Here is a 20,396-nt window from a genome sequence, read left to right on the forward strand (position 1 = left end):
CCCATTTGGCGGCGCACGTTCATTCCCGGCTTCCGGTGCAGATTTCCGTTTCCCGGTTCCCCGCAGGTGCTGCCGCGAACCATCCAACGACGCCTCTTTCCGGTCGCCTCCTCAGACTTCACAGGAGCCACCATGGCCTTGACCCCGCCCATCACCCTGACCGCCCTCAGCTTCTCCTGGCCGGACGGCGGCCAGGTGCTCTCGCAGCTTGAGGGCACCTTCCCTGCCGGCGCCAGCGGCTTGATCGGCGCCAACGGGAGCGGAAAGTCCACCCTGCTCAAGCTGATCGCGGGACGCCTCGTCCCGAGTTCCGGACAGGTTTCGGCGGACGGCGACGTCGCCTACCTGGCGCAGAACATCACCCTGCAATCAGACGCAACGCTCGCGGACCTGCTGGGTGTCGCTCCGGCCTACCGTGCGCTGCAGGCCATCGAAACAGGCAGCGTCGACCCGGCGGATTTCGATTCCGTCGGCTCCGACTGGGATCTGGAAGCCAGGGTCCAGGCCGAGCTGACCCCGCTGGGTTTCGGCCGTCTGGAGCTGTCGCGAAGGGTCGACGAGCTTTCCGGCGGTGAAACCATGCTGCTGGCGGTACTCGGGCTGCGGCTTGCGCGCAAACCGATCACGCTGCTCGATGAGCCAACAAACAACCTGGACGGGCAGACCCGGCAGCTGTTGTACGGGCTGCTGCATTCCTGGCCCGGAACACTCGTCGTGGTGAGCCACGACCTGCAGCTGCTGGAGCAGATGCAGCACACCGTCGAACTGCACGACGGGCACCTGCGCTTCTTCGGCGGCCCCTACAGCCTGTACCGGGAGCAGCTGGAGACCGAGCAGCAGGCGGCGGTGCAGGCGGCCAAATCCGCGGGGTCGGCGCTGAAGGTGGAAAAGCGGCAGCGGACCGAGGCGGAGACCAAGCTGGCCCGCGCCAAACGCAAGGGCCGGGCGGAACAGCTCGGCGGTAACATGCCGCGCATCCTGGCCAACTCGCTGAAACAGAAGTCCGAGGCGAACGCCGGCAAGACCCGCGCCCAGCACGAGGCGAAGATCGAAGCCGCGCAGCAGCACGTCGACCTGGCGCGGGCCCGGATTCGGGAGGTCGAGCACATCAACCTGGAACTGCCCGACCCCGGGCTGCCCGCCGGCCGACGGGTGCTGGAGCTGGAGGACGGCGAGCGTTGGCATCTGGTGCAGGGGCCGGAGCGCGTGGCGCTGACCGGCCCCAACGGCTCTGGCAAGAGCACGTTGCTGCGCCACCTGCTCTTCGGGTCCGAACCTGCGGGCGGGATCTGTGGCACCCTCCACGTGGACCGCGTGGGCTACCTGCCGCAGCAGCTCACCGGGTTGGACGAGCGGCTCAGCGCCGTGGAGAACGTGCAGCACGCGGCTCCGGACGTCCCCTCCGGAACCATCCGCAACCTGCTGGCCCGGCTGCTGCTGCGCGGCGCAAGCGCAGACCGCCCGCTGGGCGCCCTCTCCGGCGGCGAACGGCTGCGGGTCCATCTGGCCTGCCTGCTGGCGGCGGTTCCTGTGAATCAGCTGCTGATCCTGGACGAGCCCACGAACAACCTGGACATCGACGGCGTACGCCAGCTGGCCGAAGCCCTGAACGCCTACCGCGGGGCCTTGCTGGTAGTCAGCCACGACCAGGACTTCCTCGCACGGCTTGGCCTGGACTACGCCCTCGGCCTTGATTCCGCCGGGAAACTGGCCCGGGGACAGGCCCCGGGGACGTGATTCATGCAGGAACCCCGCGTAGACTTGAACAAAGCACAACGCCCAGGACCGAAAGCAGTTCAACCATGTCCTATCCGCAGCGCACCGTTGAAGTCGTCGACGCCGGCTTGGTCATCGACCAGTCCGCCACCCTGCTCTGGGAGGATATCCGACGAGCTTTCATCTACGACGCGGGGACGGAAGCCGAGGAGCTGACCTGCGCAGAGTTCCACCTGGCCGAGGGCTACAGCGTGGAAATCAACAGCCAGATGCCCGGCTGGGACCATGCGATCGAGCACCTGCCGGGACGCATCGACAACCTGGTCGACGAACGCTGAGCACCCCAGCAGTCCCGCTGGACTGCGGCACCACCGAATTCCGGCTCGAAGCGAGCCAAGTCTAGGAGTTTTCCCATGGCAACCATTGTTTTGTTCCACCATGTCCAGGGCCTGACCCCGGGAGTCCAGGCAATGGCCGCCGAGCTGCGGGCCGAAGGCCACACCGTGCACCCCGTGGATCTGTTCGCGGGCAAGCTTCCCAGGGACCTGGAAGCCGGCATCCTGCTGGCCAACAAGGTCGGCGAGGACAAGATCCAGCAGCGTGTGGACAAGCTGTTCAAGAACCTGCCCGACGAACTGGTGTACATCGGCACGTCCTGGGGCGCGGCCCTGGCCCAGCAGTGCGCACAGCAGCGTCCGGGGGCGCTCGGCGTGGTCCTGCTGGAGTCCTTTGTGGACTTGGACGCCGAATGGAGCTTCGGCCCCTGGCCGACGGCCGTGCCGGTGCAGATCCACGGCATGGACAACGATCCTTTCTTCGCCGGCGAGGGCGATCTGGATGCGGCCGAACGCTTCGTCAACGACCAGGGCGAGGGGCTCGCGGAGCTGTTCACCTACCCCGGCGACCAGCACCTGTTCACCGACAGCTCGCTGCCGTCCCATGACCCGCAGGCTCGCGCCCTGGTCATGGAGCGCGTCAAGAAGTTCCTGGCCGACATCTAGGGCCCTCAACCTGCGCGCTAATTCCCGCGCCGACTAGACTCCTGTTATGCGAATCGAGCGCCTGTTCCGTTTCCCCGTCAAGGGTCTTCCCGCCGAGGAAATCACGTCCGCAGCGGTCAGCGCCGGCGGCGGGCTCGCCGGGGACCGCGCCGTCGCACTGGGCAACGGCAGTACCCCGGTCGCGGACGGGCAGTGGCAGTCCTGCGGTTCGTTCACCGCCCTGAAAAACGATACGCGCCTGCAGCAATGGCTGGTCAGTTCCGCTCCCCCGTTCATCACCGTGACCGCTCCAGCGGCCGCGGGGGCGGCACCCCTCACCTTCGACTCCTCCGACGCCGGCGGGCGCTCGGCGGCGGCGGACTACATGGCTGCGCATATCCCCGCGCAGGGAAGCCATGCTCGAACCCTGGTCGCGGCCTCCCACGGGATGTTCGATTCCCGCTTGTCGGGGATCTCGCTGATCAACCCCCGCACCGTCGAGGCGCTTTCGCGGGCCGCCGGAGTGGAGCTGGATCCGCTGCGCTACCGCGGGAACATCCTGCTGGACGGGGTGCCGGCCTTCGGCGAGTTCGAGCTGATCGGCAAGGTCCTGCGTATCGGGGATGCCCGGATCGCCATCACCAAGTCCATCGAGCGCTGCCCGGCGACCTCGGTCAACCCCAGCACCACGCAGGTGGACGTCAACGGTCCACGGCTGCTGGCAAGCCATTTCGGACACCTGCACTGCGGCATCTACGGCACGGTCCTGGACCCCGGGACGCTGCAGGCCGGAGCGGAAATCCACATCGATTCGAACGACCGGGACGCGCTGGAACTGGTGCCGGCCAAGCGCACACCGCGCTACCTGGAGGTCGTCGAACGCCGTCAGCTGGACGGCGGCGCGGTGGAAATTTCGCTGCGCGACCCGCACGGCTGGATCGCGGCCCACGACGAGGCGGGCACCCATCTGCGTGTGCACCTGCCCGACCCGCTGTGGCGCAACTACACCATCACCGAGGTAAGACAGGACGTCATCAGCATCGCCGTGCGCACCGCCGGCACCGTCTCGCAGGCAATGGCCCGGCTGCAACCCGGAGACCGGCTGCTGGCCTCCGGCCCCCACGGCAGCATGACCGCAAGCCGCGTGCTGCACGGCAGCACCGCGCTGCTCACCGCCGGCATCGGCATCACCCCGGCTCTGGGGCTGCTGCGCGGGGCGGAACAGGCGCCGGGACTGCGCGAGCTGCGCCTGTTCCATGTCGAGCGCGGGAGCGGCGGCGAGCTGTTCACCCGGGCCGCCGCCTTGGCCCGCAGCTTGGAACTGCCCGCCCGGATCAGCCACGTCGATTCCCTGGAAGGCCGGCCAACCGCGGCGCGGATGGCCCAAGCCATCGACTCCTGCGACAGCGTGGTGGTCTGCGGCCCGGCAGGATTCACGCAGCTGGCGCTCGACGCCTGCCAGCTGGCCGGCATCATCCCGCAGAACATCCACCGGGAAACCTTCGCCTCTCCCGCCGCGGACCTGGGTGAGCTGCTGGAACAGTACGCCCCGGCACGGATTTCGTGCTCCTCCGGTGCCGCGGGATTCACCTGGCGGCCGCAGGACGGCACCCTGCTTGAAGCGCTGGAGGCCCAAGGGCTCAACCCGAAAAGCTCCTGCCGGGCCGGTGCCTGCGGCGAATGCGTGCTGACGCTGCGCCGTGGCAGCGTCGGGTACCCCCTGGAACCCAGCGCCCGCGTGGAAGAGCACCAGATCCTCGCCTGCATGGCGGCGCCGGCCGAGGACCTGGAACTTCAGCTCTGACTATTCATCCCTGTCATCGGCCGCTTCCGGCTCAAGGGAGGCGAAGAACGCGAGGACTGCGTCCGCCACCGCCGCGGGCTGCTCATCCACCACGAAGTGCCCTGCCTCTTCGATCAACCCCAGCCGCACATCCGGCCCGTACAGCGTGGTGTCGGCGAAGGCCTTGCCGGTGACGGAGGGCGGGAATCCGGAATCCTCCGTGCCGAAAATGAACAGGGTAGGCATGGCAAAGCGTGCGGCCCGGTACCTGCCGCCAACGATGCGCGCCAGCTCGGGCAGAACCATGCGGCGGCACAAGGGCACGGCAGCGCGGGCGGAATCCTCGTATTGCATCAGTGCCAGGTACTGGTCCAGGACCGCAGGATCCAGCGGGCGGGGAAAAAATACCGGGGAAAAGAAGTGCCGGGGCACCCTGCCCGAACGCATGAGCCAGGAACCCACGCCGGGCACCGAAAGCGCTTCCTGATGCCACAGGTGCCGCATGCCCGGAACCATGCCGACATGGAATCTCATCTGCGGCGGCGGAACTGAAATCATCACGTGGCTGGCGATCCGCTCCGGGTGCGCGAAAGCGAGTTGGAATGCGGATACGGACCCCATGTCGTGGCTGACCACACGTACTTTTCCCAAGCCGAGCAGGTCCAGTAACTCCAGGATGTCTTCGGCCCGGCGCGTTCGATCGATCTGCCGGAAAGGAAGCCGGGTCCACCCTTCTCCGCGCAGGTCCGGAGCGATAGCCCGATAGCCGGCGTCGGACAGCGCAGGCATGATATCCCGCCACTCCCACCACGACTGCCCGAACCCCGACAGCAAGAGGATCGGATCACCGGTTCCCCTTGAAGCTACGTGCATGCGCCCGCCGGCGACCTCCACGTATTCATGCTCGACACCCTCTACTGCCGGCATTGCCGGCAAGGTTTGGCTTGCAGTAGTCATTCCTCATCCCACCACGGCACATTTTCGGGCTTCCTTCACCGGACCGCCGCCCTGCGCCTGGGCCAGGGGTCCGGCACCGCGGGCATCGCCAAAGGAGCCTGGGCTTATTCCTCATCCGCCGTGCCGGGCAGCTTCACGATGGAGCCCGGTTGGACGGAAATTTCGCAAGGGCACCCACCGGGTTTCTTGCCGCCGAATGCCGCCGGCCGGCGGCCGCGCCGCTGGCAGGACATTCTCGTGTTCGGGGAGATTCCCCACGCAGACAGAATACTACGTTCATAGTGACTTGTCACTAATTTTATAGTGCTGGAGAATGGGGGCATGGACACTTTGATCCCCCAGGGACCGCCACGCAGTGAACGGGCCCTCGACGCGGCCCTGCAGATCCTCGGGGAGCTGGGCCTCAAGGCATTGACCCATGCCCGCGTTGACCGCGCAGCGGAGCTTCCCGCCGGATCGACGTCGAACTACTTCCGCACCCGCCAGGCACTCGTTGAAGGCGTAACTTCGCACCTCGCCCAACGGGAGCGCGAGGATTTCGGACAGGCCGCGCCGCTGCTCGACCGGGCGGCAGCCCAAGCCGCCTTCACCCGCCTCCTTGAGAGGCAAAGCGGGCCTTTCCGCACCCGGACACTGGCCCGCTACGCGCTGTTCATCGATCTGGTCCATTCCCCGGAGCTCGTCGCGCCGCTGAAGGACAACCGGAAAACTTTCGAGAACTGGACCACCGCGACCCTGGCCGCGCTAGGCGCGAAGAACCCGCTGGACTGCACCAGATTCCTCATGGCAACCCTCGACGGCGCGCTTCTGCACCGCATCACCGTGGACGAGGCTCTCGATTTTGGGCCGATCGTGCGCCGCGCGCTGGCGGCCTGCCTCGACGGATAGCCTGCTGCCGAAATGAAAGAAACCCCGCCTCCTCCGGTGAAATCCGGCAGCGGCGGGGTCCTGGCTGGTGCGCCCTGCGGGGATCGAACCCGCGACCAATGGATTAAAAGTCCAGTGCTCTACCAGCTGAGCTAAAGGCGCACGGCCTACGGCCAGAAACCATAATACCCGAAGTGCCCTCCCATCCTTAATCGAGTTGGATCGACATCACAGGCGCCGGAAAACGCCAAGGAGAAGGGAGTAACCTTGTCGCCATGAGAGGTGCACGTTCCGGATCGCAAACCGCCCACGAGTCGGGGTACCGGCATCACAAACCCCGCCCCTTCGCCCCCATCGACTTCGAGCCCTATGAAGGCGGGGCGGATCCCGCGCGGGTTTCGGAGGCCGCCCACCTTTCCGCGCGCGCCTTTGTCCAGCAGGGACTGGCCAACAACGACCCCGAGGTGACCCGGCGGCTGATTGCCGTCGCCGAGGACGAAGGCATCGAGGTGCTCGCCGAGCTCTGGAGCGAGGCTCCGGCGCATTCGCTGCCCGGCGCGCTCTGGCGCCTGTACGCGGTCCGCACCGCCACCCTGAACATGCCCGATGTCATGGCGGCCCGGTTCTCCGCCGGGGCCCACCGCGCGGAAGTCGAACGCATCGTCGCCGGCGCAGCCGAGCCGCCGAGCGCCGAGGAGCTGAAGAAGATGACCAGCTCGATTCTCTCCGGGGCATTCAACGGGGATTTCGCCCACGCCCTCGAACGCACGGCCGCCTACTGCAGGGTCCTGGCCCTGGGAATGACCGAGCACGCCGACGCCGCGGACGCGGCCAGCAGCGAGCGCGGCACCAACCTGACCCTGCGAGCGCGCTCACTGGACAACACCGCCCGGGACCTGGAGACCTGCGCCCGAATGTGGCGCCAAGGCTCGCTGGACTAGCAACAAAAAACGGCCCCGCCGCCCCTTGGCCTTAGGATTGGGACGGCAGAATTCTTCAAGCGAAGGGCCGGTGCGTGACCGCGAACAACAAGGCAGCATCCTCGGGCACCCTGCGCTGGCTCCTGGCCCTGATCGCCACCGCGCTGCTGTCCCAGACGGCCTTGAACCTGATCCGCCCGGTCACCACCTACAAGCTCATCGCGCTGGACTCCGGTCCCGTCACCGTCGGCGCGGTCACCGCCGCCTACGCGCTGCTGCCCCTGGCCACCGCGATTTCGCTGGGCAGGCTCAGCTCCCGCATGCGCCAAATCCGCTACCTGATGCTGGGCGGCATCGGCCTGCTGGCGGTGGGCGGGGCGGGCATCGCGCTGTCCCCCAACGCGCTGCTGGTTGCCGCGGCAAGCGCCGTGCTGGGCATGGGGCACCTGATGTTCACCATCGGCGGGCAGTCCTCCATCGCGCGGTTCCTCCCGGACAAGGACCTGGACAAGGGGTTCGGCTGGTTCACCGCAGCGTATTCGGCCGGCCAGTTCCTCGGCCCGCTGGCCGCGGGCCTGATCCTGGGCACGGGGACCTCGGCCGATTCCCCCGAACGCATCGCCAGCATCAGCCTGTCCCTGTGGATCGGCGCGGGCTGTTCGCTGCTGGCGGCCCCGCTGCTGCTGGCCAACCTGCAGCCGGCGACCACCAAGAACACCGCCCCCATAGCCGCGGACCGGCCCAAGACCTCCGCCCTGGCCATCCTGCGGGTGCGCGGCATGACCTCCCACATGTTCGCGGCCCTGACACTGCTGTCCATGCTGGACATCCTCACGGCCTTCCTGCCGCTGGTGGCCGAGCAACATAACGTCACACCGGTGGCAGTTGGTGTGCTTTTGGCCATTCGCGGCTGCGCCTCGGTGGCCTCGCGCCTGGTGATCCCGCAGCTTTCCACGCACTTCAGCCGCCCGGCGCTGCTCACGACGAGCCTGTACCTGGCGGCCGCCACCATCGCCATCGCGCCGTTCTTCATCGAGTCGCTGTGGATCTCGGGCACCGCCATGCTGGTCGGCGGATTCTTCCTGGGCCTGGGCCAGCCGTTGACGATGACCATGATCTCCACCTCGGTGGAACCGGCAGACCGGGGTGCCGCACTGGCCGTCCGTCTCATGGGAAACCGACTCGGACAAGTAGGTTTGCCGATTATCGCGAGCACCGTGGCGGCGGGCATGGGCCCGGCCGGCGCGATCTGGTTCTGCTGCGCCCTGCTGGGAATCAGCGGGATCGAGAAGTCGCTGAGGCGATAACGTGAGAAACGGCACGCATTCGAGCAGGCGGTTGACAGCAAGCGCTTGAAGCGAGAAAACTAGGAGTCGGTGCCGGGCTGCTGGTAACCCCGGGCTCCAAAACTCTGCCGCCTAGAGCGGCCTTCCGCCGAGAGGCGTTCCCGGTCCGGCACCACCATTATTCTTGTGTTCACTTCAACGACGTAAACTGTTCTGCGTTGGTACCTGCTCTCATGCCCTAGTTGAATGGTGCGCCGTACAAAGTGAAGTTCCAGATCTTTCCCTCAGCCTCGCGCGGCATTGAACTGCTGCGCGACCTTGCCGCAACGATTCGACGCTCGGTCGCCAGCGTCTCCGAGATGATCGGCAATCCGGAGGGGCGCCCGCAGCAGCTGCGCGACTTGGCCACGGCCGAGGCCGAGGCCTCGGACCTGGTCCACGCGGTCCTAACCCACCTGCGGACCAGCTACATCAGCCCGCTGCCCCGCGAGGACATGTACACGCTCTCGAGGCTGCTGCACGAAACCATGGAGCAGCTGCGCGGCACCGGCGAGCTGATCATGAACATCGGCTCCACTCCGCTCTCGGAGCGCTCCTCGGAGCAGCTCGAGCTCATCTCGCAGCTGGCCGACTTGGCCTCCGACTCGGTCCAGCGGCTGAACAACCTCGACGACCTGGAAGACAACTGGCTGCAGATGGTGCAGTCCTCCAAGCGTGCGGCGCGGACCCATCTGGTCTGGGTGGATGAAATCGCGACCTTCTCCAAGGCCAGCACGATCCACCGCCACCAGCGTGTGGCGGACCACCTGATGCTCACCGCCAACACCCTGCGCCAGTTCGCCGATCACCTGGGCCGCGTACTGGTCAAGGAGTCTTAAGGCCCATGACCGTTATTTCGTCCCTTACGGCCGTCGCGGTGGCCCTGACCCTGGGCTACGCCGTGCTCAACGGATTCAGGGACGCTTCCACTGCGGTGGCGGCCGCGGTGCGCACCAGGGCGCTGACCCCGGTCGTGGCCGTCGTGGTGGCGTCGTTCTTCGCCTTCCTGGGCACCATCGCCACCTCCGGCTTGAGCACTGCGCTGGTCGACGCCCTGAACTTCAACGTGCCGGACGGCATCGACGGGCTGAAGCTGGTGATCTGCGGCCTGCTGACCGCAGGCGCCTGGGGCCTGTACTGCTGGTGGCGCGGCTTGCCCATGAGCTCGACGCACTCGCTGCTCTCCGCCTTGGTGGGCGCCAGCGGCGCCGCGGCGTTCATGGGGGATGCCTCGATGTCCGGCGCCTGGGCGCTGCTAGTGGGCTCGGTCCTGCTGCCGTTGCTGATCTCCCCGGTCATCGCCTACACGCTGTCCTACCTGGTGGTGATCCCCGCGATGTGGCTGGTGCGGCACAATACCTCGCGTACCGTGAACGAGGTATCGCGCGCCGGCCAAGCGGTCACCGCCTGCGCCTCGGCCCTCGGGCTGGGCCTGCAGGACGGCCAGCGCACCGGAGCCCTGATTGCGCTGGTGCTGATCACCGGGGACGCCATGGATCCCGGGCCGGTGACCTGGGCCATCCAGCTGGCCGCCGGCGTCGCCCTGTCCTTCGGCGTGCTGCTGGGCGGCTGGCGCATCACCCACACGCTGGGGCGCCGCCTGGTGAACTTCGACCCGATGCGCGGCATGATCGCCCAAGGCGTTTCCGCCATCATGCTGTTCATCGGCTCACTGGTCTTCCACCTGCCCCTGTCCACCACCCAGACCGTCACCAGCGGCATCGTGGGCGCCGGCAAGAACCAGGCCTTCGAGTCGGTCTTCTGGCGCAATGTCGCCAGGGTGGCCTGGCACTGGGTGCTGACGCCCGTGGTGTGCGTCTTCGGCGGCGCGGTGCTCACCCTGGCCATCAGCCCGCTCTTCTAGCCTCCGGTCGACCTATTCGGGCTCCGGGGTGAACAATTCCTCGATAGCGCACCCGAACACCGCTGCCAGCTTGAACGCCAGCGGCAGCGAGGGATCGTACCGCCCCTTCTCCAGCGAGATGATGCTCTGGCGCGAAACACCGAGCTCGTCGGCGAGCGCCTGCTGTGACAGTCCCCTGGCCTTGCGGCGTTCTGCCAATGAGTTCTGCACTAGCTTTCAGCCCTCTTGGCCAGCTGGAACCGGATGCCGAAATCGGCCATCGCCAGGATCAGGACACCTGCGAGCACCAGGCTCAACGGCCACTGCAAGGCCAGGCCCGTCGTGATCTGGAGAATGCTCAGTACGGCCGCACCAACACCCAAGGCCAGCAGCAGATCCCGGAATACCCCGGCCGCCGCACGCTCGCTCCAGCGGAATTCAACTGAGTCTTCCACATTCTTCGGGGCGCCTGTCAGGGTGTCCCGGTCGACCAGCAGCAGCCAGAGCAGCGCGCCGAACGGCATCCAGAAGCTGAATCCGAAGACCAGAAGTGTCGCCAGGAAACGTTCCGAGGGCCCCGCTGCGGCGACGGCAGCCGCAAGGCCGACTGCGGCGGCCAGGCCCCCGCCAAGGCTCAGCACAACAAGCTTGCGGGCACCGCCGCCCGAACGCATGCGGCCCCAGGCCGACTTCTGGGTCTCAGGCATTGTTTTTCCTCCTGTCGGATCTTTCTCGTGACACCACCTCATGGTTAAGCTTCCTTTACAGTCAAGGGAGCTTTACAAACTTATTCGGGAGTGCGGCAGCCCTGCGTTCAGCGCAGGTCCTGGTCACGGGCGTGCAAACGCTGCATGGCTTCGTACCGGTCCCGCACCTGAAGCTTGGCAAGGATATTCGACACGTGGTTCCGCACTGTTTTCAGCGCGACGCCCAATTCCGCGGCAATTGCCGCATTCCCCAAGTCCCTGTCCATCAACCGCAGCACCTGGAGCTCGCGTTCGGTGAGCATCGGCAGCGCCGCCAGCGCGGGATCCGTTGGCTGGTCGAAATACGCCAGCACCCGCGAGGCGATCTGCGCGTCGAAGATCGCCTCCCCGGCGGCTACCGCGCGCACCGCGCGTTCAATTTGCACTTCGCCGGCGCCCTTGAGCAGGTAGCCGCGGGCGCCGGCCCGCAGCGCGGCCAGCACGAGGTCCTCGTCGCCGAACATGCTCAACACCAGCACCGCCGGAGGCGGGGTGCGTGAAACGAGGCGGCCGGTGGCTGCGATGCCGTCGAGCACCGGCATCCGCAGATCCATGATCACCACATCGGGCCGGTGCAGTTCGGACAATTCGACGGCCTGCCCTCCGTCCTCCGCGATGGCGCAGACCTGGAAATCCGCGATGCCGCAAAGCACCAATTCCCGGCACGAAATCGGGGTACTCGGCGGCCATCCATGCGGGTTGGCTGTTATCGGCGGCGGGCCTGGCGGTGACGGCATGGGCAAACCAGTCGATGCTGGTTGCCGCCGAGAGCGCCGACCAGGCCGGCGTGGGCGCCTTGGCCTACCTGCAGGTCCACGGCTGGTTCGTGACCCTCACCGGGCTGAGCACTGCGCTGATCGCCATGGGGCTCGGCGCCCGGCGCACCGGCCTGCTGCCTTCGTGGTTCGCCTACACCACCGCAGCGCTGGGGATCCTAGGGCTGCTGGGGGCGCTGCACATCCCTCCGGGCGGCTTCCTGTGCTACGTGCTCCTGCCGCCGTGGCTTGTGGCCGCCGCAGTGCTGCTGGCCCGGTCATCCCGTGCCGTCGCCGGACAGGCCGGAGCCAGCACGGCGGCCCGCGGCTGAGCACCGATGGTTTAAAAACCAGCGGCGCACCTTTCGGTGCGCCGCTGGCGGTGATCCCCTCCAGGATCCCCGGAAGACCCCCCTTCCGGTTCATCTACCAACCTGCTGACGGCAGGCGGTAGACGAAATCTTTATCCGAAGCGTCCTGAGACGTAGTCTTCGGTAGCCTTCTGCTCCGGGTTGGAGAAGATGGTGGCGGTGTCGTTGAACTCGATGAGCTTGCCCGGCTTGCCGGTGCCCGCAATGTTGAAGAATGCGGTCCTGTCGCTGACGCGGGCGGCCTGCTGCATATTGTGGGTCACGATCACCACGGTGTAGTCGTTCTTCAGCTCGTTGATCAGGTCCTCGATGGCCAGGGTCGAGATCGGGTCCAGCGCCGAGCACGGTTCGTCCATCAGGATCACGTCCGGCTTGACCGCGATGGTGCGGGCGATGCACAAGCGCTGCTGCTGGCCGCCGGAGAGGCCCGAGCCCGGCTTGTCCAGGCGGTCCTTGACCTCGTTCCACAGGTTCGCGCCGCGCAGCGACTTCTCCACCAGCGCGTCGGCATCGGACTTGGAGATCTTCTTGCCGTTCAGCTTCACTCCGGCCAGCACGTTGTCCTTGATGGACATGGTCGGGAACGGGTTCGGGCGCTGGAAGACCATGCCGATCTGGCTGCGCACGGTCACCGGGTCCACGCCCGGGCCGTACAGGTTGTCGCCGTCCAGCAGGACTTCGCCCTCGACGCGGCCGCCGGGGATGACCTCGTGCATGCGGTTCAGGGTGCGCAGGAAGGTGGACTTGCCGCAGCCGGACGGACCGATGAAGGCGGTGACGGACTTCGGCTCGATGTTGATGGACACGCCTTCAACCGCGCGGAACTTGGAGTAGTAGACGTTCAGGTCGTTGACGTCGATGCGTTTTGCCATGGTGTTTGTCCTTGAAAATTCTTGGGGTTTCGAAGGCCGGAGCGCTAGCTCAACGGCCCTTCTTTGGAGCGAAGAGCTTGGCGATCAACCGGGCGGCCAGGTTCAGCGCCATGACCATGAGGATCAGCAGCAGGGCCGCGGCCCAGGCGCGCTGGATCGACGGGTCGACGTTGGTCGGGCTGGTCGGCGTCATGATCTGGTAGTAGATGAACGTGGGCAGCGTGGACATCCAGTTGGCGAACACGTTCAGGTTGATGTTGCTGGCGATGCCGGCGGTGACCAGGATCGGGGCGGTTTCGCCGATGACGCGGGCGATCGCCAGGGTCACGCCGGAGGCGATGCCGGAGATTGCGGTCGGGATGACCACCTTCAGGATGGTGCGCCAGCGGCGCACGCCCAGCGCGTAGGAGGCTTCGCGCAGCTCGTTCGGGACGATCTTGAGCATTTCCTCGGTGGAGCGGACCACGGTCGGGATCATCAGCACGCTCAGGGCGACCGCCGCGACGATGCCCATGCGGGAGTTCGGGCCCAGGAGCAGGCCGAAGAACGCGGCCGCGAACAGGCCGGCCACGATGGACGGGATGCCGGTCATCACGTCGACGAAGAAGGTGATGGCGCGGGCCAGCGGGCCGTTCTTGCCGTACTCGACCAGGTAGATGGCGGTCAGCATGCCCACCGGCACCGAGATCACGGTGGCCCACAGGGTGATCAGCAAGGTGCCCATCAGCGCGTGGTAGGCGCCGCCGAGCACCGGGGTGCCGTTTTCAACGGTCTGGTTGTCGACCGCCCCGGTGATGCCGTTCATCGAGCTGAACAGGAAGTGCATGTTCATGCCCGGCAGGCCCTTTTCCAGCACCGTGTAGAGCACCGAAGCCAGCGGGATCAGCGCCAGGATGAAGGATGCGTAGATCAGGTAGGTCCAGGTCGCGTTCTTGCCGCGGCGCTTGCCCTCGACCACGGTGGTGGCCACCGAGGCGGCGACCAGGAAGATCACCGCGGAGTAGATGGCGAAGGTCGCCACGTTGAAGCCGGTCAGCGTGGAGCCCGCCGCGCCCAGGATGATCGATCCGCCGGCGACGGCCGGGACGGCCCACTTGGGCAGCTTGCCCTTGGCCAGCGAGTTGCGCTTGCGGCTCGGGCCGGTCGGCGGCGTTGCGGTATTTCTGCGTTCGGAAGTAGTCATGGCACTCATCAGTTGGCTCCGGAGAATTCCTTGTGGCGGGCGATGATTGCCCGGGCGATCATGTTCACGACCAGGGTGATCAGGAACAGGACCAGGCCGGCGGCGATGAGCTCGGCCAGGCGCAGCCCGAAGGCCTCGGGGAAGTTCAGCGCGATCTCGGCGGCGATGGTCTGGTTGCCGGACTTGATCAGCGACGGGATGAGGTTGCCGGTGGACAGGACCAGGGCCACGGCCATGGTCTCGCCCAGTGCGCGGCCCAGGCCGAGCATGGTGGCGGAGATGATGCCGGGGCGGGCGAAGGGCAGCACCGCGGTGGTGATCATTTCCCAGCGGGTGGCGCCCAGCGCCAGGGCGGCTTCCTCATGCAGTTTCGGGGTCTGCAGGAAGATTTCGCGCGACAGCGAGGTGATGATCGGCAGCACCATCACGGCCAGCACGATGCCGGCGGTGAGCATGGTCTTGCCGGTCTGGCTGGCGGGGCCTTCGAAAATCGGGATGAAACCCAGGTTCCTGGCCAGCCAGTCGTAGCCGGGCACCAGCGCCGGGGCCAGCACCATGTAGCCCCAGGCGCCGTAGATGACCGACGGGATGGCGGCCAGCAGGTCGATCACGTAGCCCAGCGGGCCGGCGATCCGGCGCGGGGCGAAGTGCGAGATGAACAGCGCCACGCCCAGCCCGACGGGGGTGGCGATCAGCAGTGCGATGGCCGCCGCGATGACGGTGCCGACGACGATCGGCCAGATGTAGGAGAGGAAGCCGGCGCCGCCGGAAATATCGGCCGGATCGGCCATGAACGTCGGCAGGGCCTGGATGAGCAGGAAGACCGCCACCGCGAACAGGGTGATCAGGATCAGTACACCGGCGCCGAGCGCGGCGCCTGAGAAGATCTTGTCCCCGGCGCGGCCGGAAGTCGATGACTTGCTCGTCAAAGCATTGGTAGTCATTGGCTAAAGCCTTTACGGATATTGGAGGGGTGTTGCAGCTTGCGCTGCGGGGGTGGAGGGGGTTTGGCGCGGGCGGTTGCCCGCCCGCGCCGGGTGCCGGTTTCCCGGCGGGGTGCTACTTGGCGACGGTGATGGAGTCGATGGCAGCCGCTGCCTTCTCTTCCATGCTGGCCGACAGCGGGGCGTTGCCGGCCGAGTCCGAAGCGGTCTTCTGGCCCTCGGCCGAGACGGCGTAGTTGCCGAAGGCCTTCACCAGGTCGACGGTTGCCTGGTCCTTGTAGGTGGTGCAGAAGATGTGGTACGAGAGCAGCACGATCGGGTAGGTGCCGGCCTCGGTGGTGTCGCGCTCCAGGTCCAGGGCCAGGTCGTTCTCGGCGGCCCCCTCGACCGGGGTGGCGGTTTCCAGGGCCTTGGCCGCGGCCTCGGCGGAAATCTTGGTGTACTCGTCGCCGACCTTGACGTTCACGGTGGACAGGTCGCCCACGGCGGAGAAGTCGGCGTAGGTGATGGCGCCGTCGGTCGAGCCGGTGGTGGAGACCACGCCGGAGGTGCCCTTGGCGTTCTCCGACTGGATGTCCGATGGCCAGTCGCCGGAGACCTCGTAGGTCCAGACGTCGCCCGCGGCGGCCTTCAGGTACTCGACGAAGTTCTCGGTGGTGCCGGATTCGTCATTGCGGTGCACCACGGTGATGGCGGTGTCCGGCAGAGTGGCTTCCGGGTTCTGCTTGGCGATGGCCTCATCGTTCCAGGTGGTGATCTCCTTCTTGAAGATCTTGGCGATGGTGCCGGCATCGAGGTTCAGCTCGTCGACGCCGTCCAGGTTGAAGGCCACCGCGATCGGGGAAACGTAGGCCGGGACGTTGAAGGCGCCGTCCGGGCCGCAGACCTGCTTGGCTTCTTCTGCTTCTTCGGGCTTCAGGTAGGCATCCGAACCGGCGAACTGCGCGCCGCCGGCCAGGAACGCCTTGCGGCCGGCACCCGAGCCGTCCGGCGAGTACTGGACGTTGGCCTGCGGGTTTTCGGCCTTGAAGCCGGTGATCCAGGCTTCCATGGCCGACTTCTGGCTCGAAGCGCCGATGCCGGTCAGGGTGCCGGAAACCGCGGCGTTGGCCGCCGGGGTTTCGCCCGACGCCGATGCGCCGGCGGCGCCGGTCGGGTTGTCGGAACCGCAGGCGGTCAGTGCGAGAGCTGCGACAGAAAGAACAGCAGCTGCACTGCCAAGACGATTGAGCTTCACGAGAGTTACTCCCCATAAGAGTTGGTAGATAAGAATCTGAACCTTCGAGCGGACATTTGTCCTGCTTCACTTATGAGGCTAAGGAGCCAAAGTAACCAGATCCCCCAGCGAAGGTGAACGAAAGGTTAACAACCCCTGCAACTTTCGGTGATCCTGATCACCGCGATTGCTGTGTCCCTGCCCCGGGAGCCTGCACAGCTCATGAAAGACTATGCTCATGGCCATCGCTCGCACCTCCGGCAGCAAGCGCCGAGACCTCACGAACTTCCTGGCCCGGCGCAATGCCGCTGGCCTGGTCCGCGCAAGGAACTCCCTGCCGCGGATCATCCGCATGACCCTCGGCGCAGTCGGCGCCTACTGGGTGGCCGACACGCTGCTGGGGCACACCCAGCCGATCTTCGCCGCGACCAGCGCGCTGATCTCGCTGGGTTTCGGCGGCGCGACCACCGTACGCCGCACCGCCGAGGTGGCGCTCGGCTGCACCCTGGGCGTGGCCCTGGGCGATACGCTCATGCACTGGCTCGGCCAAGGCATTTGGCAGGCGGCCGTGGTGATGTCGTTGAGCCTGGTGGTGGCCCGCTATCTGGATTCCGGTCCGATCTTCTCCACCCAGCTGGGTATGCAGTCTGCGCTGGTGGTGCTGCTTCCGATCAGCGTGGACGGGCCCTTCTCAAGGTCCCTGGATGCGCTGACCGGTTCGGTGCTGGCGCTGCTGATCATCATCCTGTGGCCCTCGGATCCGCGCCGCACCCCGGTGGCCGCACTCTCGGAGCTGTTCAAGGAACTGTCCGAAGCGATGCTGGAATGCTCTTGGGCGATCCGCGACGATGACCGCAGGGCTGCGTTCCATGCGTTGATCAAGGCCCGAGCCACCCAAAAGCACCTGGACCAGCTGCCCGGAGCATTCAGGGCGGCCCAGGAAATCGCGATGCTCTCCCCTGCCGGCCGGCGCCACCGCGAGGAACTCGCCCGGCTTTCGGATCGTTTCAACCACTACGACTGGGCCGCCCGCAACGCCCGCGTCTTCGCCCGCAGGCTCTCCTCGGTGCTGAGCAACAGCGCACTGACCCCGGAAGGATCGGCCAACCTGGCGCCGTTGCTGCGCGAGGTTTCCGAGGGCATCAACGCGCTGGCGCATTCGGTGCGTGAACCTAATCTGGCCGGGCAGAACAAGTTCGAGAAAAACGCCCGCAGCCAGCTGGCCGCCGCCGCCGCGCAGCTCGACCCGCGGGCGCTGGGCGTCGAGGGCCTGCAGGGCGAAGGCCTGGTGCTGCTGCTGCGCCCGATGCTGGTGGATCTGCTGGAGGCCGCCGGACTCGACCACGAGGCAGCCATCGGGGCGCTGCCCAAGTTGTCCTAGCGGGTCGCTAGCATTAAGCCATGGCCAAAACTTCCACACGCAGCAAATCCACCGCGAGCTACAAGTGCTCCGAATGCGGCTGGACCACGGTTAAATGGGTGGGCCGCTGCGGCGAATGCCAGGCCTGGGGCACCGTGGAAGAGGTCGGCGTGGTCTCCGCGCGCACCGCCCCCGCGGCCAAGGTCGCCCATCCGGCCAAGCCCATTGCGCAGATCGACGGCTCCGAAGCCGCATTCCGTCCCAGCGGGGTCTCCGAGCTGGACCGCGTGCTGGGCGGCGGCCTCGTGCCGGCCGCGGCCATCCTGCTGGCCGGGGAGCCCGGGGTCGGCAAGTCCACGCTGCTGCTGGATGTGGCCGCCAAGGCCGCCAACACCGGGCTGAAAGTCCTCTACCTGACCGGCGAGGAATCCGCGGCGCAGGTGAAATCGCGCGCCGAACGCATCAACGCCGTCGCGGACAACCTCTACCTGGCGGCCGAAACCGACCTCTCGCTGGCGCTGGGGCAGATCCAGGAGATCAACCCGCAGCTGCTGATCCTCGACTCGGTGCAGACCTTCTCCTCCGCAGAGGTCGACGGCGCGGCCGGCGGCGTCTCGCAGGTGCGCGAGGTGGCGGCCTCCATCATCAACGCGGCCAAGACCCGCGGCATGACCACCATCATGGTCGGGCACGTGACCAAGGAAGGCTCGGTGGCGGGCCCCCGCCTGCTGGAGCACCTGGTGGACGTGGTGTGCCAGTTCGACGGCGAGAAGCATTCCCGCCTGCGCATACTTCGTGCGCTGAAGAACCGCTACGGGGCAACGGACGAGGTCGGCTGCTTCGACCTGAACGAGGACGGCATTGAATCGCTGACCGACCCCTCCAAGCTCTTCGTCACCCGCACCCGCAACCCCGTTCCGGGTACCTGCATCACGGTCACGCTTGAAGGCCGAAGGCCGCTGGTGGCCGAGGTGCAGACCCTGCTCTCACGCGGCAGCGGGCCCGCGCCGCGCCGGGCTACCAGCGGGCTGGACGCCGCGCGCGCCCAGATGGTGGTCGCCGTCCTGCAGGCCCGCGCCCACATGGACCTTTCCTCCATGGACTCCTACATCGCCACCGTCGGCGGGGTGAAGATCAGCGAGCCGGCCGCGGACCTGTCCTGCGCGCTGGCGCTGGCCTCCTCGCTGAACGAGTTCCCACTGCCGCAGGATTTCGTCGCCTTCGGCGAGGTGGGGCTTGCCGGAGAGGTCCGCCAGGTCCCGGAGATTGCGCGGCGCATCACCGAGGCCCAGCGCTTGGGCTTCTCCTTCGCCATGGCTCCGGCAACCCCCGAACCGCTGAAAAACGTGCCCGATGGCATCCGCGTTTTCCAGGTGGAGAACATTGCCCAGGCACTGGATATCGCGTTCAACCAGAGGCAGAAGCCCACACGATAAAATGGGAGCTGCTGCCCGCTGAAAGGACGCACGTTGAAATCGCATCCCGCACCCGAACTTCTCTCCACCCTGGCCCGGATCGCCCCGGGCACCGAGCTGGCCCAAGGCCTGGAACGCATCCAGCGCGGACGCACCGGCGCACTGATCGTGCTGGGGCACGACAAGGAGGTCGAATCCATCTGTTCGGGCGGTTTCCGGATCAATACGGACTACACCCCCACCCGCCTGCGCGAGCTGGCCAAGATGGACGGTGCAATCATCCTGGACGCCTCGGCCCGCCAGATCCTGCAGGCCGGAGTGCAGCTGATGCCCGACGCAGGCATCGAGACCCAGGAATCGGGCACCCGGCACCGCACCGCGGAACGCGTCGCCGTGCAAACCGGATTCCCGGTGATATCGGTGTCGCAGTCCATGCAGACCATCACCCTTTATGCCGCCGGCGAGCGCCACGTGCTCGAGCCTGCCGAACGGCTGCTGGCCCGCGGAAACCAGGCGATTGCCACCCTTGAACGCTACCGCCACCGGCTTGACCAGGTGACCAGCGCGCTGTCGGCGGCGGAGATCGAGGACACCGCCACGGTCCGCGAGGTGCTGGCGGTGCTGCAGCGCACCGAGATGCTGCGCCGCACCAGCGAAGAGATTTCGCGTTCCGTGCTGGAGCTCGGCGCGGACGGCCGCCTGCTGGCCTCCCAGCACACCGAACTGCTGGCCGGCATCCAGATCGACAACCAGCTGCTGCTGCGCGACTACTCCCATGCCGAGGGGCAGGAATTGGACATCGAGGCGGCGTTGGAGAAGCTGCACGAGATCTCCGATGCACAGCTGATCGAACCCGAGGCGCTGACAAGGATCCTGTTCCCGAATTCGACCGCGGACCAGGAGGATACGCTCACTCCGAAGGGCTACCGCCTGTTGTCGCAGATCCGCACGGTCCCCAAGGCCATCGGCGAACGCCTGGTCGCGTCCTTCGACAACCTGCAGCTGCTCATGGCCGCCACGACCAGCCAGCTGATGGAGATCGAGGGCGTAGGAGAACAGCGTGCCCGCTCGATCCGCGAGGGCCTCGCCCGCATGGCCGAATCCTCGTTGCTGGACCGCTATATCTAGGCCCGCGCGGAAAAA

21 protein-coding genes and 1 tRNA gene are annotated in these 20,396 nt (G+C 66.8%); 13 read left to right on the top strand and 9 right to left on the bottom strand.

Translation table 11 applies throughout. The features are described 5' to 3' along the window. Positions 1-132: 132 nt before the first annotated feature. The 4 genes from IEY43_RS16280 to IEY43_RS16295 all read left to right on the top strand — a co-directional run bounded on the left by IEY43_RS16280 (position 133) and on the right by IEY43_RS16295 (position 4,500). Positions 133-1,737, top strand: coding sequence for an ABC-F family ATP-binding cassette domain-containing protein (locus IEY43_RS16280; RefSeq protein WP_188949792.1), 1,605 nt, complete (start codon positions 133-135; stop codon positions 1,735-1,737). 65 nt (positions 1,738-1,802) lie between these two features. Further along, complete coding sequence (locus tag IEY43_RS16285) at positions 1,803-2,054, top strand: hypothetical protein (RefSeq protein WP_188949794.1); 252 nt, start codon at positions 1,803-1,805, stop codon at positions 2,052-2,054. 75 nt (positions 2,055-2,129) lie between these two features. Then, entirely contained in the window at positions 2,130-2,717 is a 588-nt protein-coding gene (locus IEY43_RS16290; RefSeq protein ID WP_188949797.1) for a dienelactone hydrolase family protein, read from the top strand. Positions 2,718-2,763: 46 nt separating this feature from the next. Further along, a complete protein-coding gene (locus IEY43_RS16295; RefSeq protein ID WP_188949798.1) occupies positions 2,764-4,500 on the top strand; it encodes an MOSC domain-containing protein in 1,737 nt (578 codons plus the stop codon). On the opposite strand, the gene IEY43_RS16300 is transcribed toward IEY43_RS16295, so the two are convergent. Then, positions 4,501-5,436, bottom strand: a complete 936-nt coding sequence (locus IEY43_RS16300) for an alpha/beta fold hydrolase (RefSeq protein ID WP_188949801.1) — start codon at positions 5,434-5,436, stop codon at positions 4,501-4,503. A 321-nt stretch (positions 5,437-5,757) separates the two neighbouring features. On the opposite strand from IEY43_RS16300, the gene IEY43_RS16305 reads away from it, so the two are divergent. Then, on the top strand, positions 5,758-6,324 hold the full coding sequence (locus tag IEY43_RS16305) for a TetR/AcrR family transcriptional regulator (protein ID WP_188949803.1): 567 nt from the start codon (positions 5,758-5,760) through the stop codon (positions 6,322-6,324). 65 nt (positions 6,325-6,389) lie between these two features. On the opposite strand, the gene IEY43_RS16310 is transcribed toward IEY43_RS16305, so the two are convergent. Then, positions 6,390-6,465 (bottom strand) — tRNA-Lys (locus IEY43_RS16310). 113 nt (positions 6,466-6,578) lie between these two features. On the opposite strand from IEY43_RS16310, the gene IEY43_RS16315 reads away from it, so the two are divergent. The 4 genes from IEY43_RS16315 (at position 6,579) to IEY43_RS16330 (ending at position 10,412) form a co-directional block, all read left to right on the top strand. Further along, entirely contained in the window at positions 6,579-7,244 is a 666-nt protein-coding gene (locus IEY43_RS16315; RefSeq protein WP_188949805.1) for a hypothetical protein, read from the top strand. 74 nt (positions 7,245-7,318) lie between these two features. Further along, a complete protein-coding gene (locus IEY43_RS16320) occupies positions 7,319-8,530 on the top strand; it encodes an MFS transporter (RefSeq protein WP_229777456.1) in 1,212 nt (403 codons plus the stop codon). A gap of 242 nt (positions 8,531-8,772) precedes the next feature. Further along, complete coding sequence (locus tag IEY43_RS16325; protein WP_188949807.1) at positions 8,773-9,387, top strand: hypothetical protein; 615 nt, start codon at positions 8,773-8,775, stop codon at positions 9,385-9,387. Positions 9,388-9,392: 5 nt separating this feature from the next. Further along, positions 9,393-10,412: an inorganic phosphate transporter gene (locus IEY43_RS16330; protein WP_188949809.1), complete on the top strand. Its 1,020-nt coding sequence runs from the start codon at positions 9,393-9,395 to the stop codon at positions 10,410-10,412. A 12-nt stretch (positions 10,413-10,424) separates the two neighbouring features. Here IEY43_RS16330 and IEY43_RS16335 read toward each other — a convergent pair whose 3' ends face one another. From IEY43_RS16335 to IEY43_RS16345, 3 genes are all read right to left on the bottom strand, one after another. After that, entirely contained in the window at positions 10,425-10,622 is a 198-nt protein-coding gene (locus IEY43_RS16335; protein WP_188949811.1) for a helix-turn-helix transcriptional regulator, read from the bottom strand. Beyond that, on the bottom strand, positions 10,622-11,098 hold the full coding sequence (locus IEY43_RS16340; RefSeq protein ID WP_188949813.1) for a hypothetical protein: 477 nt from the start codon (positions 11,096-11,098) through the stop codon (positions 10,622-10,624). The genes IEY43_RS16335 and IEY43_RS16340 overlap by 1 nt, the downstream gene beginning before the upstream one ends. 107 nt (positions 11,099-11,205) lie before the next feature. Next, positions 11,206-11,874, bottom strand: a complete 669-nt coding sequence (locus IEY43_RS16345) for a response regulator (protein WP_188949815.1) — start codon at positions 11,872-11,874, stop codon at positions 11,206-11,208. Between IEY43_RS16345 and IEY43_RS16350 the strand changes: the two genes are divergently transcribed. After that, positions 11,865-12,224: a hypothetical protein gene (locus IEY43_RS16350; RefSeq protein ID WP_188949817.1), complete on the top strand. Its 360-nt coding sequence runs from the start codon at positions 11,865-11,867 to the stop codon at positions 12,222-12,224. The two genes, IEY43_RS16345 and IEY43_RS16350, sit on opposite strands and share 10 nt — an antisense overlap. A gap of 131 nt (positions 12,225-12,355) precedes the next feature. On the opposite strand, the gene pstB is transcribed toward IEY43_RS16350, so the two are convergent. The 4 genes from pstB to pstS all read right to left on the bottom strand — a co-directional run bounded on the left by pstB (position 12,356) and on the right by pstS (position 16,499). Then, the gene (pstB, locus tag IEY43_RS16355) at positions 12,356-13,135 is read right to left on the bottom strand and encodes a phosphate ABC transporter ATP-binding protein PstB (RefSeq protein ID WP_188949819.1); all 780 of its coding nucleotides are present in this window, start codon (positions 13,133-13,135) and stop codon (positions 12,356-12,358) included. A gap of 49 nt (positions 13,136-13,184) precedes the next feature. Further along, the gene (gene pstA / locus IEY43_RS16360; RefSeq protein ID WP_188949821.1) at positions 13,185-14,327 is read right to left on the bottom strand and encodes a phosphate ABC transporter permease PstA; all 1,143 of its coding nucleotides are present in this window, start codon (positions 14,325-14,327) and stop codon (positions 13,185-13,187) included. Then, complete coding sequence (gene pstC / locus IEY43_RS16365) at positions 14,327-15,262, bottom strand: phosphate ABC transporter permease subunit PstC (protein WP_188949823.1); 936 nt, start codon at positions 15,260-15,262, stop codon at positions 14,327-14,329. Before pstC ends, pstA begins: the two co-directional genes overlap by 1 nt. A 115-nt stretch (positions 15,263-15,377) precedes the next feature. Further along, positions 15,378-16,499: a phosphate ABC transporter substrate-binding protein PstS gene (gene pstS, locus IEY43_RS16370; protein WP_188949826.1), complete on the bottom strand. Its 1,122-nt coding sequence runs from the start codon at positions 16,497-16,499 to the stop codon at positions 15,378-15,380. A gap of 217 nt (positions 16,500-16,716) precedes the next feature. Between pstS and IEY43_RS16375 the strand changes: the two genes are divergently transcribed. Genes IEY43_RS16375 through disA form a run of 3 tightly spaced genes read left to right on the top strand, consistent with a single transcriptional unit; the run spans position 16,717 to position 20,381 of the window. Beyond that, positions 16,717-17,859, top strand: a complete 1,143-nt coding sequence (locus tag IEY43_RS16375) for an FUSC family protein (protein WP_188949828.1) — start codon at positions 16,717-16,719, stop codon at positions 17,857-17,859. 20 nt (positions 17,860-17,879) lie between these two features. Beyond that, the gene (gene radA, locus IEY43_RS16380; protein ID WP_188949830.1) at positions 17,880-19,274 is read left to right on the top strand and encodes a DNA repair protein RadA; all 1,395 of its coding nucleotides are present in this window, start codon (positions 17,880-17,882) and stop codon (positions 19,272-19,274) included. Positions 19,275-19,307: 33 nt separating this feature from the next. After that, complete coding sequence (gene disA / locus IEY43_RS16385; protein ID WP_188949832.1) at positions 19,308-20,381, top strand: DNA integrity scanning diadenylate cyclase DisA; 1,074 nt, start codon at positions 19,308-19,310, stop codon at positions 20,379-20,381. Positions 20,382-20,396 lie beyond the last annotated feature (15 nt).

The sequence above is a fragment of the Glutamicibacter protophormiae genome (genome assembly GCF_014647495.1).
GTDB classification, from domain to species: Bacteria; Actinomycetota; Actinomycetes; order Actinomycetales; family Micrococcaceae; genus Glutamicibacter; species Glutamicibacter protophormiae.

Bases quoted from the DNA above. Each gene is read 5' to 3' on its own strand.
- IEY43_RS16280 (WP_188949792.1), top strand. From the start codon at position 133: ATGGCCTTGACCCCGCCCATCACCCTGACCGCCCTCAGCTTCTCCTGG.
- IEY43_RS16285 (WP_188949794.1), top strand. From the start codon at position 1,803: ATGTCCTATCCGCAGCGCACCGTTGAAGTCGTCGACGCCGGCTTGGTC.
- IEY43_RS16290 (WP_188949797.1), top strand. From the start codon at position 2,130: ATGGCAACCATTGTTTTGTTCCACCATGTCCAGGGCCTGACCCCGGGA.
- IEY43_RS16295 (WP_188949798.1), top strand. From the start codon at position 2,764: ATGCGAATCGAGCGCCTGTTCCGTTTCCCCGTCAAGGGTCTTCCCGCC.
- IEY43_RS16300 (WP_188949801.1), bottom strand. From the start codon at position 5,436: ATGACTACTGCAAGCCAAACCTTGCCGGCAATGCCGGCAGTAGAGGGT.
- IEY43_RS16305 (WP_188949803.1), top strand. From the start codon at position 5,758: ATGGACACTTTGATCCCCCAGGGACCGCCACGCAGTGAACGGGCCCTC.
- IEY43_RS16315 (WP_188949805.1), top strand. From the start codon at position 6,579: ATGAGAGGTGCACGTTCCGGATCGCAAACCGCCCACGAGTCGGGGTAC.
- IEY43_RS16330 (WP_188949809.1), top strand. From the start codon at position 9,393: ATGACCGTTATTTCGTCCCTTACGGCCGTCGCGGTGGCCCTGACCCTG.
- IEY43_RS16340 (WP_188949813.1), bottom strand. From the start codon at position 11,098: ATGCCTGAGACCCAGAAGTCGGCCTGGGGCCGCATGCGTTCGGGCGGC.
- IEY43_RS16345 (WP_188949815.1), bottom strand. From the start codon at position 11,874: ATGCCGTCACCGCCAGGCCCGCCGCCGATAACAGCCAACCCGCATGGA.
- pstB (WP_188949819.1), bottom strand. From the start codon at position 13,135: ATGGCAAAACGCATCGACGTCAACGACCTGAACGTCTACTACTCCAAG.
- pstA (WP_188949821.1), bottom strand. From the start codon at position 14,327: ATGAGTGCCATGACTACTTCCGAACGCAGAAATACCGCAACGCCGCCG.
- pstC (WP_188949823.1), bottom strand. From the start codon at position 15,262: ATGACTACCAATGCTTTGACGAGCAAGTCATCGACTTCCGGCCGCGCC.
- IEY43_RS16375 (WP_188949828.1), top strand. From the start codon at position 16,717: ATGGCCATCGCTCGCACCTCCGGCAGCAAGCGCCGAGACCTCACGAAC.
- radA (WP_188949830.1), top strand. From the start codon at position 17,880: ATGGCCAAAACTTCCACACGCAGCAAATCCACCGCGAGCTACAAGTGC.